The 16727-nt window shown below is 39.2% G+C and carries 14 protein-coding genes; 10 read left to right on the top strand and 4 right to left on the bottom strand.

Annotated features, from left to right (window positions below):
* Positions 1-66 precede the first annotated feature (66 nt).
* The 7 genes from DLJ74_RS02590 to DLJ74_RS02560 all read left to right on the top strand — a co-directional run bounded on the left by DLJ74_RS02590 (position 67) and on the right by DLJ74_RS02560 (position 10270).
* Positions 67-966 (top strand): NAD(P)/FAD-dependent oxidoreductase, encoded by a 900-nt coding sequence (locus tag DLJ74_RS02590; protein WP_109983235.1) that lies wholly within the window; start codon positions 67-69, stop codon positions 964-966.
* A 20-nt stretch (positions 967-986) separates the two neighbouring features.
* Entirely contained in the window at positions 987-1550 is a 564-nt protein-coding gene (locus tag DLJ74_RS02585; protein WP_054860042.1) for a class I SAM-dependent methyltransferase, read from the top strand.
* A 278-nt stretch (positions 1551-1828) separates the two neighbouring features.
* Positions 1829-2773: an L-lactate dehydrogenase gene (locus DLJ74_RS02580; RefSeq protein ID WP_109983234.1), complete on the top strand. Its 945-nt coding sequence runs from the start codon at positions 1829-1831 to the stop codon at positions 2771-2773.
* Positions 2774-2796: 23 nt separating this feature from the next.
* Positions 2797-4023, top strand: a complete 1227-nt coding sequence (locus DLJ74_RS02575) for an MFS transporter (RefSeq protein ID WP_109983233.1) — start codon at positions 2797-2799, stop codon at positions 4021-4023.
* A gap of 292 nt (positions 4024-4315) precedes the next feature.
* The gene (locus DLJ74_RS02570; protein WP_109983232.1) at positions 4316-7498 is read left to right on the top strand and encodes a pectinesterase family protein; all 3183 of its coding nucleotides are present in this window, start codon (positions 4316-4318) and stop codon (positions 7496-7498) included.
* Between the two features lie 316 nt (positions 7499-7814).
* Positions 7815-9746, top strand: a complete 1932-nt coding sequence (locus tag DLJ74_RS02565; protein WP_109983231.1) for a fructose-1,6-bisphosphatase — start codon at positions 7815-7817, stop codon at positions 9744-9746.
* Positions 9747-9823: 77 nt separating this feature from the next.
* Positions 9824-10270 carry a DUF488 domain-containing protein gene (locus tag DLJ74_RS02560; protein ID WP_342767704.1) on the top strand — a complete coding sequence of 149 codons (447 nt, stop codon included), beginning with the start codon at positions 9824-9826 and terminating at the stop codon, positions 10268-10270.
* A gap of 137 nt (positions 10271-10407) precedes the next feature.
* Here the strand turns inward: DLJ74_RS02560 and DLJ74_RS02555 are convergent, their stop codons facing one another.
* Entirely contained in the window at positions 10408-10989 is a 582-nt protein-coding gene (locus tag DLJ74_RS02555; RefSeq protein ID WP_109983230.1) for a thioredoxin family protein, read from the bottom strand.
* 198 nt (positions 10990-11187) lie between these two features.
* On the opposite strand from DLJ74_RS02555, the gene DLJ74_RS02550 reads away from it, so the two are divergent.
* A complete protein-coding gene (locus tag DLJ74_RS02550) occupies positions 11188-12132 on the top strand; it encodes an NADP-dependent oxidoreductase (RefSeq protein ID WP_109983229.1) in 945 nt (314 codons plus the stop codon).
* 74 nt (positions 12133-12206) lie between these two features.
* Here DLJ74_RS02550 and DLJ74_RS02545 read toward each other — a convergent pair whose 3' ends face one another.
* From DLJ74_RS02545 to DLJ74_RS02535, 3 genes are read right to left on the bottom strand one after another with little or no spacing between them, the layout of a single operon-like run.
* Positions 12207-12824 carry a DUF2306 domain-containing protein gene (locus DLJ74_RS02545; protein WP_109983228.1) on the bottom strand — a complete coding sequence of 206 codons (618 nt, stop codon included), beginning with the start codon at positions 12822-12824 and terminating at the stop codon, positions 12207-12209.
* Positions 12825-12846: 22 nt separating this feature from the next.
* Positions 12847-13281: a hypothetical protein gene (locus DLJ74_RS02540; protein WP_109983227.1), complete on the bottom strand. Its 435-nt coding sequence runs from the start codon at positions 13279-13281 to the stop codon at positions 12847-12849.
* 13 nt (positions 13282-13294) lie between these two features.
* Complete coding sequence (locus DLJ74_RS02535) at positions 13295-14275, bottom strand: DJ-1/PfpI family protein (RefSeq protein ID WP_109983462.1); 981 nt, start codon at positions 14273-14275, stop codon at positions 13295-13297.
* Between the two features lie 384 nt (positions 14276-14659).
* Here DLJ74_RS02535 and DLJ74_RS02530 point away from each other — a divergent pair, with 384 nt between their 5' ends.
* Positions 14660-15346, top strand: a complete 687-nt coding sequence (locus DLJ74_RS02530; RefSeq protein ID WP_109983461.1) for a response regulator transcription factor — start codon at positions 14660-14662, stop codon at positions 15344-15346.
* Position 15347: 1 nt separating this feature from the next.
* Positions 15348-16664, top strand: a complete 1317-nt coding sequence (locus tag DLJ74_RS02525; protein WP_109983226.1) for a sensor histidine kinase — start codon at positions 15348-15350, stop codon at positions 16662-16664.
* The last annotated feature ends 63 nt before the right edge of the window (positions 16665-16727 follow it).

The following is a 16727-nucleotide window of genomic DNA, read 5'->3' as shown; positions in this document are numbered from 1 at the left end:
TCTCCCTTTAATCCAATTATAGATATTAAGAGTCTTTAATGTATTTTATTTAAGGAGGTAATAGAAATGCTGTATGATTGTATCATTATTGGTGGTGGCCCAGCTGGTTTAAATGCTGCGTTAGTTTTAGGAAGAGCAAGAAAGAAGGTTATCTTATTTGATGAGGGCAAGCCTAGAAATGCTGTCACAAATGAATCTCATGGTTTTATAACAAGAGATGGAATCAAGCCTTCAGAATTTAAACAATTAGCAGTACAGGATTTAAAGAAATACCCCAACATATCTATTCATAAAGAGCGAGTGAAGGATATGAAGAAGGAGGGTCTGTCTTTTCAAATTCAAACAGATAACGGGCAATCCTTTTACGCAAGAAAGGTAATTTTGTCGACAGGACTTAGAGATGGCATGCCAAATATAGAAGGTATTCACCATTTTTATGGAAAGAGCGTCTTCACCTGTCCCTTTTGTGATGGTTGGGAATTAAGAGATCGCCCATTAGTAGTCATTTCAGAAGACGAACGAATCTTTCATTATACGAAAATGATCTTCAATTGGAGTAAGGATTTGGTTGTTTGTACAAACGGGAAAAATCACTTTACTGATGAACAAAGACAATTATTAGCAAAAAATGAGATAAAAGTGATAGAGGATGGAATTAAGAGTTTACAAGGAGAAAATGGACAGCTGCAAAGGGTTATCTTTCAAAATGGGCAGGAAATCGAAAGAGAAGGGGGCTTTGTTGCAACAAGGCTCGAGCAAGCATCAACATTAGGACAGACGATAGGTTGTGAGATCAATGAGATGGGTGGCATCCAAACAGATAAGGTCGGACGCACGAACATAGAAGGAGTCTATGCATGTGGTGACCTATCTTTACAAGCGCCTCCTCAACTAATTACTGCTGCTGCTCAGGGCAGTATAGCGGCAAGTACGATAGTGGGAGACCTTGTAAATGAGGATTTTTAAAGAAAAGGGAGGAAGACAGGATGGAAGGAAAAAAGCATTTTATGAAAAAGGTTGAATTTCTCGAAAATCCGGAAAAAAGAGGAGGTATATTGCCAGAAGAGCTTTTAGATATGCTACCTATTCAACAAACTGATACTTTTTTAGACCTTGGTGCAGGGACAGGATATTTGACAATTCCAGCAGCTAAGAGGGTAAAAGGGTCTGTGTTTGCACTGGATATAGATGACCAAATGCTAGCATTGATCCATTCCAAAGCAAAAAAAGAGCATCTCACCAACATTCAAACAATTAATAGCCGAATCGAAGATATTTCATTACCAAGCCATTCTATTGATTTCTCGATAGCTTCTTTAGTACTTCATGAAATTGAGCCATTATCTGAATCACTTCAGCAAATTAAGCGAGTGCTTAAATCAGGTGGATATTTTGTCTGTGTAGAATTCGAAAAAAAGGACAGCCCTGCTCCTCATCATCCGAGAATTTCCTCCACCATGATGGAAGAAAAAATACGAAATACTGGACTCGAAGTAATAGAAAGATATCCGAAAGAAGAAATCTACATTATCGTTGCGCAAAAGCCTTAACATGAAAGAGAGGGTAGAGCTATCCTCTCTTTATTATTTATTGTGAATATAATCACAATAAATGTTAATTATATTCCTACTATCACATCACTTAAAACACGATAAATGTAAGTGTTTACTAATAAAATGCTTATAATCAAAAAAACAAAGTTCACAAATTTCTCACAAATATTGTGAAATATTTCACAAATAACATGTTATACTAATGTTGTAGAAAATAATTCATTTTTGGCCATTATGATCATGATAGAAGATTTGACTGAAGGGAGAAATTCATTATGTTTAACGAAAAAATCAATCGTGTCGTCTTAATTGGTGCTGGAGCAGTAGGCTGTAGCTATGCTTATTCAATGATTAATCAAGGGGTAGCGGAGGAGTTAGTTCTTATTGATGTTAATGAAGCAAAAGCAGAAGGGGAAGTAAGAGACCTCAATCATGGCATGGCCTTCTCTCCTTCTCCATTAAAGGTTTGGAATGGGAGCTATAAGGATTGCAAGGATGCCGATCTCGTTGTGATCACGGCAGGCTTAGCCCAAAAGCCAGGGGAAACTCGCCTGCAATTAGTCCAAAAAAACACGAGGATTTTTAAGGAAATCGTCCAAAATGTCATGGGAAATGGATTTGATGGGATCTTTCTAGTCGCCACAAATCCTGTGGATATTTTAACTTACGTCACGTGGAAGGAATCTGGACTTCCTAAAGAGCGGGTCATCGGATCTGGAACCGTACTAGATTCTGCTCGTCTTCGCTTCAGTCTTGGAGAGTATTTCAATGTTGATACGAGAAATGTTCATGCCTATATTATTGGTGAACATGGAGATACAGAATTACCAGTATGGAGCAGTGCCATGATAGGTGCTGAAAGATTAGAAACAATGATTGCAAAGAGAGAGGAAAATCAAGCTTGCTTAGACGAAATCTTTACGAATGTACGTGATGCGGCATATCACATTATTGAACGAAAAGGAGCCACGAACTACGGGATCGGGATGTCCCTTATGCGCATCACCAAAGCGATTTTGCACAATGAGAATTCTATCTTAACTGTATCTGCTTATCTAGACGGAGAATACGGTCAAAAGGATGTATATATAGGTGTCCCTGCTGTTATTAATCGAAGTGGGATTCGAGAAGTGATGGAGATTGAGCTAAGCGATAAGGAAAGAGAACAATTGGAGCACTCTACAGCTGTATTAAAGGAGACCATCGCACCACTAGAATAGTAAAAAGTTAGAAGGGTGAAGAAATGAAAATGAAGAAAAATGCCCGAAATGGTTATTTTATGATGGCTGTATTATGGCTAGCCTATGTGACATTTGCAATGAATTGGGTAGCGGGGTCTTCTTTAACCCCGCAAATTACCCAAACTTTTTTTAATGGCCCAGTTGATCCGCTGATAGCTGAGTTAGTCAATTATTCCATCACAACCGCTCGTGTTTTTGCCAATATATTAGCAGCTGTCGTCTTAATGAAATTAGGTCCAAAAAAAGCTGCAGGCATAGCGATTGCTTTGTTGACGATGGGGCTTGTTGCTATTTATTTGCCAAACTATTGGGCTTATACCATTGCTAGAATGATAATGGCTGTAGGTGGATCCATGGTTATCATTTATATGAATCCAGTAGTAGCACACTATATTACTAACCCGAAAACAAAGCTCCGTATCAATGCAGCAAATACGGTTGCTTATAATGCGGGTGCCTTTATCGTGGCGATGTTATTTACTCTATTTTCCAATCAAATGATTGCGAATTGGCGCCTTACACTTACCTTTTTTGCCTCACTAACACTCGTATTTTTTATTGGTTGGCTAATCAAGGCAGAAAACTTTGAAACAAAAGAGGCATTCCAAGGCGACAGCTATGGATATAAAGATGCACTGAAGGATAGTTTTATTTGGCGTTATGGCTTAGCCTTTGCTGCGTTTTTAACCTTATATGTTTCCTCTCTTGTAAGCTTTAAAACGATTTTTGATCAATATACATTATTAAATGGCTCTCTTACGAACCTATTAATCTCTGGTTTTGGAATAATGGGGACATTTGCTGGAATCCGAATTGGAAATAAAGATATCGAGAGAAAACCGGTGCTTGCTATTTGTGGAGTTGTCATGGTTGGTGCATTCGGCTTGGCATTAATGCTAGCGAATAGTGTACCAGTACTAGCCTATATCTTAATTGCTGGATCCGGGTTTGCGATGTATATTCAGTATCCAATTTTTTTAAACCTTCCCCATGAATTAGCGGGGATGACGCCACAGAAATTAACGATTATGTTCGGTCTGTTTTGGGCATTAGCCTATGCAGGACAGACAATTGCTACGATTATTTGGAGCTTTCTTTTAGGCCATGCGGGCTACGCACCTGCTATGATTTTCTTTATTGCGGTAGCTAGTCTTTATATTGTTTTAGTGGCTACCTTCCCAGAAACGAAGAAAAAGGTAGAGGTACTAGCCGTGGAAAAAGCAGTGTAGTGCCAAGGATGATGGGTGCCCACCCTATTTCGCGCTGAGCACCCAATTTACCGTCTTGAACTCACATTTCATTTTGTGAGCTTACATAATATTGGGCTGAGCTCACCATTTAATAACAGGACCGCACAATATAAGAATAGGATATCACAACCACATATCCCTCTCACCTGTCTAATAAAAATGTAATCGTTATCACTGTAATAGCCTAAAAAATGTAATGTTCCCCTTGTTAAAATGAGGATTAGGAGGTGGCATTTTCACCTAAAGCCCCCCTAGAAATGGAGGAATATAGATGAAAAAAATTTGGTTATGTCTTTTGGTTTTTGTATTAGTACTATCCTCTATACCATTTACAGCATGGGCAACCCCATCACAAGACCCACCTTTTATCGATGATCACTTTGAAGACCTAGATTTGAATAAAGCACCAGAGGATTATCAGATTGGACCAGACCCACAAAATGATATAAATAAAGTGATGGTTGCGGAGGTGCCGCCAACATCAATCGGCAATGATTCCGAGAAGGCAATGAAGCTACATGATGAAGGTGGGACAAATGTGACAGCACAGAAAGTTTTTCAGCAACAAAATGGTACGATAACTACAGAATTTGATTTTATGCAGCCAAGGATGGCAGGGACCTCCAAGTTTTTTCAACTAAAAAATGCTGAAGGGAATAAAACAGCTCTATCCTTAGAATTACGAAAGCCGGCTGGTGAAGAGGAGTATACCTTTGTTTATTCCGATAATGGTGCCTATGTAAAATTAACCGATCCCCCTATAGATCATCAGTGGTATCATTTCAAAATTATCGCTAATACCGTTACGTCAACAGTAGATATATACATAGATGGGGAGCTTGTAGCAGAGGAGGTTGCTTTTTTAGATGACTTTTCAGAAGACGGGATTGCGCGGATTGCTTCTGCAACTCCTGGCAGTGGGGGAGGCCATCTTTATTTTGACAATATAAAAGTGTACCCTGCTCCCACCACTGCACCCGAAGGATTGAGAGCTATTAGTGGTAATGAGAAAGTACAGCTGTTTTGGGAGGTAGGTGATGGTGCGCTTTCCTATAATGTAAAACGGCGGGAAGCAAGTGGAGAGGCCTTTGTGACCATTGCATCCGATATTAACGATACAACGTACGTTGATACCGAACTTGTCAATGGGACAACCTATTATTATGTGGTTACGAGTAATGGGGAAAAGGGAGAGAGTGAATTTCCAGAAGAAATCGAGGTTACACCTACAGATACACCAGAGTTACCTGGGACTCCAGAAAATATAACAAGTGTGGCTAGAGACACCCAAGTCAATCTTCAGTGGGAGCCTGTCGAAAATGCCAATTCGTATGTTCTAAGGCGGGCAACTAAGCCTAGTGGTCCTTATCAAGTGATTAATGAGAAAATTACGAAAACAAGTTATACAGACACAGGCTTAGTCAATGGTAGGACGTATTATTATGTTCTATCTGCCAAACACATTGGTGGGGAAAGCCTCCCTTCCGAAGAATTAGCCGTTACTCCAATCAATTCCCTATCAATGCCTGTAGATGTAACAGCAAAAGAAAAGGATCGTAGCGTGGCATTGAGCTGGGAAGCAGTAGAAGGTGCTACAGTATATGAGGTGAAACGGAAAGATAGTGATCAGGGTACTTTTCAATTGCTGAAAACGGTGAAGGGTACCACCTATGAAGATAAGGAATTAGTTAATGGTAAACCTTATTATTATGTCATCACTGCGAAAAATAAAGCAACACAAAGCCTAGAGAGTCAAGCGATTGCAGTAAAACCAAAAGCAGATGATGGGAAACCTAACATGCCAAAGCAAGTAAATATCCATAATATCGAAGATGGGGAGCTTCAATTGAATTGGCAGGCAGTAGAAAATGCGGATTATTATATCGTAAAGCGTCGTGACGCCTCTGATCAACCATATACCATTGTGGGTGAGGAACTGACAGAGCCAGTTTTCACAGACAAATCTTTACAAAATGGCAAGGAGTATGATTATGTCATTCATGCGGTGAATGAATCTGGGATTGGTTATTCCTCGATTCAAGTGAAGGGAACAGCGGCCGAAGTTATCAAGGTAGCAAAGGATGGCTCTGGTGACTATCAGACCGTTCAGGCAGCGATTGATGCCGTACCAGATCACAATCGATCACGTATCGTCATCCAAATTGGAGCAGGTGTTTATCGCGAAAAGATTAAGATTCCTAACAAAAAGACGAATATTAGCTTAATTGGTCAAGGTAATGGACCAGAGGATACCATATTAATTTATGATGACAATGCGAAAACAATCGGACCAGATGGCGAGGAAATTGGTACCTCAGATAGTTATAGTGTATTAGTACAAGCCGATGACTTTATCGCAGAAAATCTAACAATAGAAAATGATTCAGGAAATGATACGGCCCAAGCAGTCGCCCTGTCAGCAAGGGGGGACCGTCAGATTTATCGAAATGTCCGATTAATAGGATGGCAGGACACCTTATTGGCAACAGACGATGTCAGACAATATTACGTCGATAGTTATATTTCAGGCGATGTCGATTTTATTTTTGGTGACGCCACTGCCGTGTTTGATCATTCTATCATCCATAGTCGCGATGCTGGTTATGTCACAGCAGCTTCTACGAAGAAGACGAACATTGGCTATGTTTTCTATAACAGTAAATTAACCGCAGAGGAAGGCATGATTGATAGTGTCGAATTAGGTAGACCTTGGCGTCCTTATTCAAATGTTGTTTATATCCAGACATGGATGGGTGAGCATATTAAACCACACGGGTGGAATAACTGGGGTAATAGCGAGAATGAATCAACAGCAAGATATGGTGAGTTCGCTAACAGTGGTCCTAGTGGAGAGGCGATGGAGCGTTATTCATGGACGAAACAGCTGACATTAGAGGAAGCTATGGCATATATGCCTGAAAAGGTGCTAGCAGGGGATGATAACTGGAACCCAGTGGAAAAAGAGATTCTTCTCGATAGTAATGCGATACTCTCTAGCCTAACATTAGACGGAAAATCCCTAGAAAACTTTGATCCAAACCAAAAAGAGTATGTCGTGACATTACCTGCAAATGAAGATCTACCAGCTATTGCCGCAGAAGCCATGAGTGAAAAGAGTATCGTCACTATTTCGCAAGAAGGAACAGAAGCAAAGATAGAAGTTACCGCAGAGGACGGACTGAAACAAATCTATCACATTCAGTTTGTTACCACTGATGACTTTGGCATAGTCTTGGAAGAATTAATTTCATCAGGAGAGATAAGACACCCATTAGCCAAGCAGCTAACCAATGCCTACAAGCTATATCAGTATCATGATGAAAAAGGAGCAGAGCAACAGGCGACAAAATTTCTTCAAAAATTCAAAGCACAAATGGAGAAAAAGCCAGCTCTAATCTCTGATCAAGCCTATCAAACGTTAAAGCAAATCATTCTCAAGTTAATCCAAAAATAAAGAAACATTCACGGAGCCAGTTTAATCTAGCTCCGTGTTCTTATAGGAACTAACCCCACCATCTAATCACCTGAATCCGCAATACCTCTAAATGATGACACCTCATCCTCTATATAACTCACCTTCCTTCACTCGACTACACCATTACTAATAGAATACATAAAATAGAATTAAACACACATTAAATAGACGAATAACCTACAATTACATTAAATATGATGCACTTTTTAAAAATAAATCTAGATATATGTTGCATTTATTGTTACAATATAACATAAATTGTACAAGATAAGTGCTGAAGGGAGTTCGAATCACATTGCATGCAAAATATTTAGATCTATTAGCGGAAAAATACGACTGTGAGGAAAAAGTCGTTACGGAAATTATAAATTTAGAAGCAATTCTTGATTTGCCGAAGGGAACAGAACATTTTGTTAGTGACCTCCATGGAGAGTTCCATGCCTTTCAACATGTGCTCAGAAACGGTTCAGGTAAAGTCAAAGAGAAGATTCATGATATTTTCAAAGGCACGATGACAGAACAACAAATTAACGATTTCGCCACATTAGTTTATTACCCAGAAGCAAAACTAAAACAAATCCGAAACACCTTTTCAAATGAGGTGGAGCTAAATGCGTGGTATCAACAAACGATTTATGACATGATCACACTTCTTCCGTATGCTTCATCCAAATATACGAGATCAAAGCTGCGAAAAGCATTGCCAGAGCAATTTGTTTATGTGATCGAGGAATTATTATATAAATCTGATAAATATTCTAATAAAAAAACATACTATGAAAAAATTATGCAACAGATTATTACCCTTAGACAGTCAGAAAAATTGATTATCGGCTTAGCGTATACCATTCAGCGACTCATTGTGGATCACCTACATGTTGTAGGAGATATTTATGATCGTGGCCCAGACCCTGATAAAATCATGGATACATTGATTAACTACCACTCCTTAGATATCCAATGGGGAAACCATGACGTACTTTGGCTAGGCGCATATGCTGGATCGAAGGTATGTCTGGCAAATATTATTCGTATTTGTGCTCGCTATGATAATCTCGACATTATTGAAGATGCTTATGGCATTAATCTTCGCCCACTCCTTAATTTAGCGGAGAAATATTACGAGGACAATCCAGCATTTCGTCCAAAGGAGCATAAAGATAAGCCATTGTCTGAGCATGAAGCTTTACAGATCACAAAAATTCACCAAGCGATGGCGATGATTCAATTTAAACTAGAGAGCCCGATTATCAAACGTCGACCCTTTTTTAATATGGAGGATCGTTTAGTACTGGAGAAAATTGATTATAAAAAAAAGGAAATCACGATCTATGGGAAGACATATCCACTAGAAAATACATGCTTTCGGACGATTAATCCAGCTAATCCGGCACAATTGCTACCGGAAGAAGAAGAGGTGATCGATAAGTTATTAGTCTCTGTTCAACATTCTGAGAAATTAGCCCGCCATATGAAGTTTTTAATGAAAAAAGGTAGTCTTTATTTGAGATATAATGGAAACCTACTAATCCATGGCTGTATTCCAGTTAATGAGGACGGGGAAATGGAACAGATGGAGATCGAAGGAGAGGTATATAAAGGTCGGGCCTTATTAGATCAATTTGAAGAATATTTGCGTTATGCCTTTACTCATCGTGGCCTATCCGATGATTTAGCGACAGATATGGTTTGGTATTTATGGACAGGGGAGTATTCGTCTTTATTTGGGAAGCGAGCAATGACGACCTTCGAGCGTTATTTTATAAAGGATAAAGCTTCCCATAAGGAGGATAAAAACCCCTATTATTATTTGCGAGAAAGTGAAGAGATTTGCCGTAAAATGCTAGAAGAGTTTGAACTCGATCCTGATCAAGGGCATATCATCAATGGACATACACCAGTAAAAGAAATTGAAGGGGAGAACCCGATCAAGGCAAATGGCAAAATGATCGTAATTGATGGCGGCTTTTCGAAGGCCTATCAATCGACAACGGGCATTGCAGGATACACGCTTTTATACAATTCATTTGGCATGCAGCTCGTAGCACACCAGCAGTTTAATTCAAAGGAAGAAGTAATCCAAAATGGAGCCGACGTCCTTTCGGTGAAGCGTGTAGTGGATAAGGAGCTAGAGCGAAAAAAGGTCCGTGAAACAAATGTAGGCAAGGAATTACAAGAAGAGATCGGTCGCTTAAAACAATTAATGGAATATCGCTATATGCAATAAAAATGGGGAGCGCTAATCGCTCTCCTTTTTAAATGGTGAAGAAAACGGGTATAGGGGGATAGAAAGGAGTCTCACCAATGGATATTTATACGATTGGTCATTCCACACACACAAGGGAGCATTTTCTCGAAATGCTTGGTGAAGCGAATATTGAATTTGTGGCAGATGTCCGCGCCATTCCTGCTAGTCGTAAGCACCCTCAGTACACAAAGGATAACATGAGAAAATGGCTACAGAATGCCGGAATAGACTATCATCATTTTCCGTTGCTTGGTGGAAGACGGTCTCGATCAGGAATAATAGGAGAAAGCCTCAATGCAGGTTGGCGAAATCAATCTTTTCATCATTATGCTGATTATACATTAGGTGATGAATTCAAACGAGGTTTAACGCAACTTCTACGAACGGCAAAAAAGTGTCAGCTTGCTTATCTATGCTCGGAAAAACATCCAGCCCGATGTCACCAATTAATAATTAGTAACTTTGCAGGCAAATGGCTGGAATGTGTATCATCTGATGGATAATTCAAATGGTCGAACAGAAATCATAGCACATGAACTTGGCAGATGGGGAGCAAATCCAATCATAGAAGAGGATGGAACAGTCGTCTATCCAAAATAGAACCAGATACCCTCTATCAAGGTACCTGGTGAATGAAAATCTATACTAGATCACAGGCCTCTGCTGGCATCCAATGAGCATCTTTTCCATCCCATTTCACATTACAGCCTAAAGGATTGGTTAATGGGGTTGTAATACGTTTACCAGCTAAGTGCTCACTAAGCGCATTTTCTAAATCATTCACGGTCGCCTTTTCTGACTGTCGCGGGTTGTCGAGACCTCTTCCTGTGTAGATCAATTCTCGGTTTTGATTAAACACGAAAAAGTGTGGAGTTCTTAATGCTCCATATGCTTTTGCGATTTCTTGTGTGGAATCATGTAAGTAGATCCAAGGGAATTGATTTTCCTCCATGCGCTTCACCATGCCTTCAAAGGAATCATCAGGATTGGTGTTTGCACTATTGGAGTTAATTGCAACAAAGGATACACCATTTTTTGCAAATTTCTCCGCTGTTGCCCTTGTAACTTCATCTGATCCGATTACAAATGGACAATGATTACATGTGAAGAAGACAACTAAAACCTGAGCATCATGAAAATCTGACAAGCTGTATGATCTCCCGTTTGTGGCAGGAAGCTTGAAATCTGGCGCCTTTTGCCTTAATTCTAACGTAAATGCCATTAAAAATCCCCTCCCATTGTACTGTATATGAAAAATATACCAGATTATCAGAAAAGGAACAATAGCTTATGTTGGGGCTCATGAATCCAATTACATTGGCCATACTAACATTAATAAGCCGATTATTTGTTTTTCATAACGACAGGTTTGATAATAGTATTTGCAAGACTTGAATGTAATGAGAAGGAGTGGATTTGGTTGAAAACAAAAGCGGTGATCATAAAACAATATGGTAGTAAAGAGGTGCTAGAGGAAGGTTCCGTAGACTTACCTGAGCTAGGAAATCATCAAGTGCTAGTTCGAGAAAAGGCCACTTCCATTAACCCGATAGACTGGAAGCTTCGAGAAGGTTATCTGAAGCAAATGTTTGATTGGGAATTCCCGATTATTCTTGGTTGGGATGTCGCTGGAATCATCGAAGCGGTTGGATCTGAGGTAACAGAATGGAAGGTGGGGGATGAGGTATTTGCTCGTCCTGACACGACGCGTTTTGGAACCTATGCCGAGCATACCATTGTCGATGAACATTTGTTAGCTAAAAAGCCTGCTAATGTTTCCTTTGAGGATGCTGCAGCAGTTCCATTAGCTGGTTTAACTGCTTACCAAGGTTTATTTGATCATGGTTCCTTACAAAAAGGAGAAAAAGTGTTAATCCATGCTGGGGCTGGTGGTGTCGGTACCTATGCGATTCAATTAGCAAAGGATGCTGGTGCTTATGTTTACACAACGGCGAGTGAAAAAAATCATGAGCTGCTAAAATCTTTAGGAGCGGATGAAGTAATTGATTACCGAAAAACAGATTTTCAAACTGTTTTAAAGGATATAGATTTGGTACTAGATACGATGGGTGGAGAAGTACAGCATAACAGCTTTGAGGTTCTTAAAGAGGGAAGCGGACGTTTAATTTCCGTTTTAAATGAACCAGATCAAGACAAGGCAAAGCAAAAGAATGTTACGGCCAAAAGTATTTGGCTTCAGCCTGACGGTCAACAGCTTAGTATCCTAGCTAAATTATTAGAGGAAAACCGGATGAAAAGTGTTGTTGGCAGTACATTCCCACTCTCCCAAAAAGGGCTATATGATGCACACGCCTTGAGTGAAACCCATCATGCCGTTGGTAAAATCGTAATTACGGCTGATTAACAGTCTTATAAGAAATAAGCTCTATCATTCAAGGTAGAGCTTATTTCATGATTAGCTATTTTTACAAAGGAAAACTAGGAGCTAAACACTTTCTTTCTAATGATTATTTCAGCGATAGCTAGGTTGAGCACCCAGCATAGCCAGACCGCAATTGTATATGAAAGGCTATAAGGAAGGTTAAGTGCATTATGCGAAATTGCTACCAAAATATAGATGGTTATATTGGCAAATGAAAGAAAGAAACTTCGAAGTATCCATTGCCTATGTAAATTGATTTTCTTCCTTCTAATCGCCACATATCCAAGGATAGTTATTCCGAGCCATAATGTATTTAAAATAAGAAAGCCTAGCGTACTTGGCCACCCCCCTGTTGCAAAAAAACTAACATAGACACCTGGTAGGAAATTGAAAAGAATAGATAAAACATAGATTCGACCATTCCAGCGATGGAAACGGATTGATTGAATCCGAATTTTTTTGATCACTCCTAGTGGCCCAGTCAAAAGTGAAATAATCGCAAGAATAATATGGATACGAATCATGATTATCCATAAGGATTCATTCGTTAGTATTTGATCCTTCCTGGCAATAAACTTTACAAATTGAGGGTCTACAATAAAATTCTTTGATAATGTATGAAATATCCACATGAGTGGGATAAGGAGAATCAGTATTCGAATAGATTTGTTCATAAGCAAGCTTCCTCCATAAAAGTTAGAAAAATAGGTGACGATTTGTCATCAAAAATAATGCAGCAACAATGGTTAAAAAGGTGAACCAACTATAGCAGATTAGTGGAGTTCGATATGTCAATAAAAGCTTCTCAAGCTGTTTAGTAAGAATAACCTTTTTTAGCTTAGCATGTATTATTCCTATCATGGCACCAATAAGGACAAGTAGTAGGATGGATGTCACAACCCATATGACAGACGGGTAGGGTGGATACCCTATAACCATCCATCCACCAGTTAGGAGCAAAAAGGCTAAAGCATAATGTCCAACTCGAGTGAAGGCGAGAGTGGTTTTTAATCCGATTCTTAATTCATTGCCTGTAAGAGTATATAGCCACCTCAATATTATTGGAAGGCAAAGAAAGCTACCGAGGAGTAAGGCGCTAAGTACATGAGCAAATATTAAAAGTAAATACATGACGACCGTCCTCTCACAAACGATGTCCTGCTAATTTAGATGAGGGAAGCATACCGGCCTTTGCTTCCCCATGCATCTCATGACCATTGACTGAAACAGTACATTTTAGTGTGAGACGCATTGGCTTCGTTACTTTCATAGACCATCTTAATTGACTTCCATCCAACACAAGATTATCTAAGATGATCGAATCCCCTCCTTGTGTTGCTTTACCTGCTAGTTGTCCTTCTTTCATATATAGATTAAATAATACAGATTGGTTACCTACTGGGGTTGCAATCGTGGTATCCCATTTTCCAATAAAACGCTTTATTTCATTAAGCTGGATAGTCGTATCGATTACTTTTTCAGATTCTACTTGCTTAATTTCTTTAAGTTTTTCTCCTTCTTTTTTCCAAACTGTGCCTCTACGTTCATATTCAAACAATTGTTCTACAGCGAGTGCAATTTGTGGCCCTAGCTCTCGTTCCACAAGGTACAAAGCCACATCTAATCCTGATGTAACTCCACCTCCAGTTACTAAGTCGCCATCGTCTACGACACGAGCTTTTACGGCAATCGTGTTTGTTGCGGTTAAAAGATCCATTCCCATATGATGCGTAACGGCATGGCGACCCTCTAATAAACCATTCATGGATAAAATAATTGAACCACCACAAACGGTAGTAATCAAAATATCTGGTGTCATCAACGCTTTTTTCAGAAGGCTGCTTAAATCTGTGTCAGCTGCTTTCTTTAATCTAGCAGGAATTTCATCCATTGTTCCGGAAGCTCCAGGAATAAGGATAAGTCCTTTGCGCGTTAAATCAAGCTTACTACTCGCTTGAAGGGTGATCTGATTTGATCCACTTAATACTGTACGCTCTCCTTCAGCAGATACAAGCTGTAGGTCAATGTCCTTTTTGGAGAACATGGCAGCAGCTTCAAACACTTCGAATGGTGCAATTACATCGAGTAAATCAAACCCATCAAATAATACAATTTGAATATTCATCGTTTTCCCTCCCGAATATTCCTTTTTAATGAGATTTATCAGTCTTTGATACTCTGCTTCTTCCAATTGCCCTTTAGCTAACCGCTTTTTAAGTTCTAAGATAGTATTTTGGTCAGTACGATAACGTTTTTGAATTTCAAAAACTCGAATAGCTACAAAACAGAAAAGCGTAAGACAGAATAAAAAACCATATGGAAAGAAATCCATTGAATAACCTCCTTTAGTTAATGATCATCTGAACCACATGGAAAGAATAACAATAAAATGTCTCAAATGAGGGTACAAAAATATCACAAAATCATCACAATACAACCTACTGAATTTGTTGCTTAATGCAAAAATGATAAACTTAAGATAAATGAAGTGGAGAGGGTAGGAACGATGATGGAGAAATTAGATACCGTTCTGGTCGTAGATGATGATGAAAGTATTGTGGCGCTATTAAGAGACTTTTTGGAGAATGCGTCCTTTTATGTGAAAACTGCTTTTAACACCGACGAGGCATTAGCTGTGTTTCATCAGAGTGTTGTTGATTGTATGATCCTTGATATCATGATGCCAGGTCAGAGTGGTTTTGATTTATGTAGGGAGATCCGGGAACAAAGTAATATCCCTATTCTTTTCCTAAGTGCTCGAAGTGACGATGTGGACAAAATTCGCGGCTTGGCACTTGGTGGGGATGATTATATAGTCAAAACGGCTTCGCCAGGGGAGATTGTTGCAAGGGTGAAGGCGGTTTTACGGCGATCTGGCTATAGAAAGGAACAGAAAAAGAAGGTTTTATCATATGGGTCGCTTCATTTGGATATGGCCTCGAGAGAAGTATTACTGGATGGTGAGAATATCATGCTCACACCTAAGGAATATGAGTTACTAAAATTATTTGCCGAACATCCCAATTACGTTTTTACTTATGATCAATTACTTGAAAAATTTTGGGACGGGGTCGGTGATAAACATACAGTTCGTGTTCATCTAAGCCGTCTTCGTGAGAAGATAGAGCTTGATCCAAATGATCCAAAATTCATTGTCAATGTATGGGGTGTTGGCTATCGATTTAAAGGAGAATAAAATGAAAACTATTCGTATTCGAAAGTTTACCATGCTAAGCTTATTCCTCATTCTTTTATTGCCATGGATATTTTATGTAGCTGCCAACTTTTTGGAAACAAAGTCGTTCAATATTAGTGGGGATGAAGCTAATCAAAAAGATATAGAGACAGTCGTTCAACAGATTGAGAAAAACTCAGGAAATTGGACAGATTCCGCTTGGCAAAACCAAATAAGCCAACAATTAGAAAAGATAAATATGGATGTGGTGATTCTATCTCCGTCCGATCAAGAAATTTTCCAAACAGATGATGAGGAGGTTTCAAAATTTAGGGTGAAAGAACATTTTTCAATTCTACAGGACGGAAAACTGCTCGGAAGGGTAGTGATATATCAATCAAATTCGAGAGTGATTCCTTTGATCGCAGCATTTGTAGGATTAATGCTTTCTTTTTTTATAGTTGGATTTGAAATGCGAAGATTTATTCTCAAACCGCTTGAGGAAATGAGCGTTAGTGCTCGAGAAATTGCGAATGGAGATTTGGATGTCAAGTTGCCATCGTCCCATATCACGGAAATAGCTGAGGTGAATGAAGGGTTTAAAGTGATGGTAGGCGGTCTTAAGGAAGCTTTCCAGAAGCAAGTGGAACTGGAAGAAGAGCGTCGTTTTGTAGTTGCTGCTGTTGCACATGATTTACGAACACCGTTATTCGCTTTAAGAGGTTATTTGGATGGATTGGAGCAAGGGATTGCGGATTCCCCAGAGAAAATGGCGGAATACCTGTCGGTTTGTAAAGAAAAATCAGCACAATTGGGTCGACTGGTAGAGGAACTTTTCACCTATACAAAGGCGGAATATTTAAACATTGAGCTTGAAAAAATAAAGGTTGACCTAGCCAGTATAGTACAGAGGTCGATTGGGAGTTTGGAAACACAAGCTGAAAGAAAGTTCATTTCTATAAGAGCTGGGGGTTTTGATGAGAATTGTCTGGTTATGGCAGATATACACTCATTAGAGCGTGTGCTAAATAACTTATTAGATAATGCGGTCAGATATACTCCTGAACACGGTAAGATAATGATCGATTGTTATAAGTGTAAAAATAAAGCTTTCTTTACTATCCGGGATACAGGAGCGGGCTTTACTTCTGAGGAGCTACAACGTGTGTTTGAACCTCTTTATCGTGGGGAAGCATCGAGAAATCGTTCAACAGGTGGAATAGGATTAGGATTATCGATATGTAAGAGATTGATGAAAAGACACGGAGGTGATCTGCTTGCAGATAATCATCCAGACGGAGGAGCAATCTTAAAAGGGTGGCTACCTTTAGTTAACTAATGTACATCTTTTCATTGCACTAAACTCCCAAAAGCCTCACATTTCTTCAAATTTCGAGATGAT

The sequence above is a fragment of the Gracilibacillus dipsosauri genome (genome assembly GCF_003176895.1).
Taxonomy (GTDB): domain Bacteria; phylum Bacillota; class Bacilli; order Bacillales; family Amphibacillaceae; genus Gracilibacillus; species Gracilibacillus dipsosauri.
Note: the sequence above shows the minus strand (reverse complement) of the source record. Positions and strands in the feature narration are given on the sequence as shown.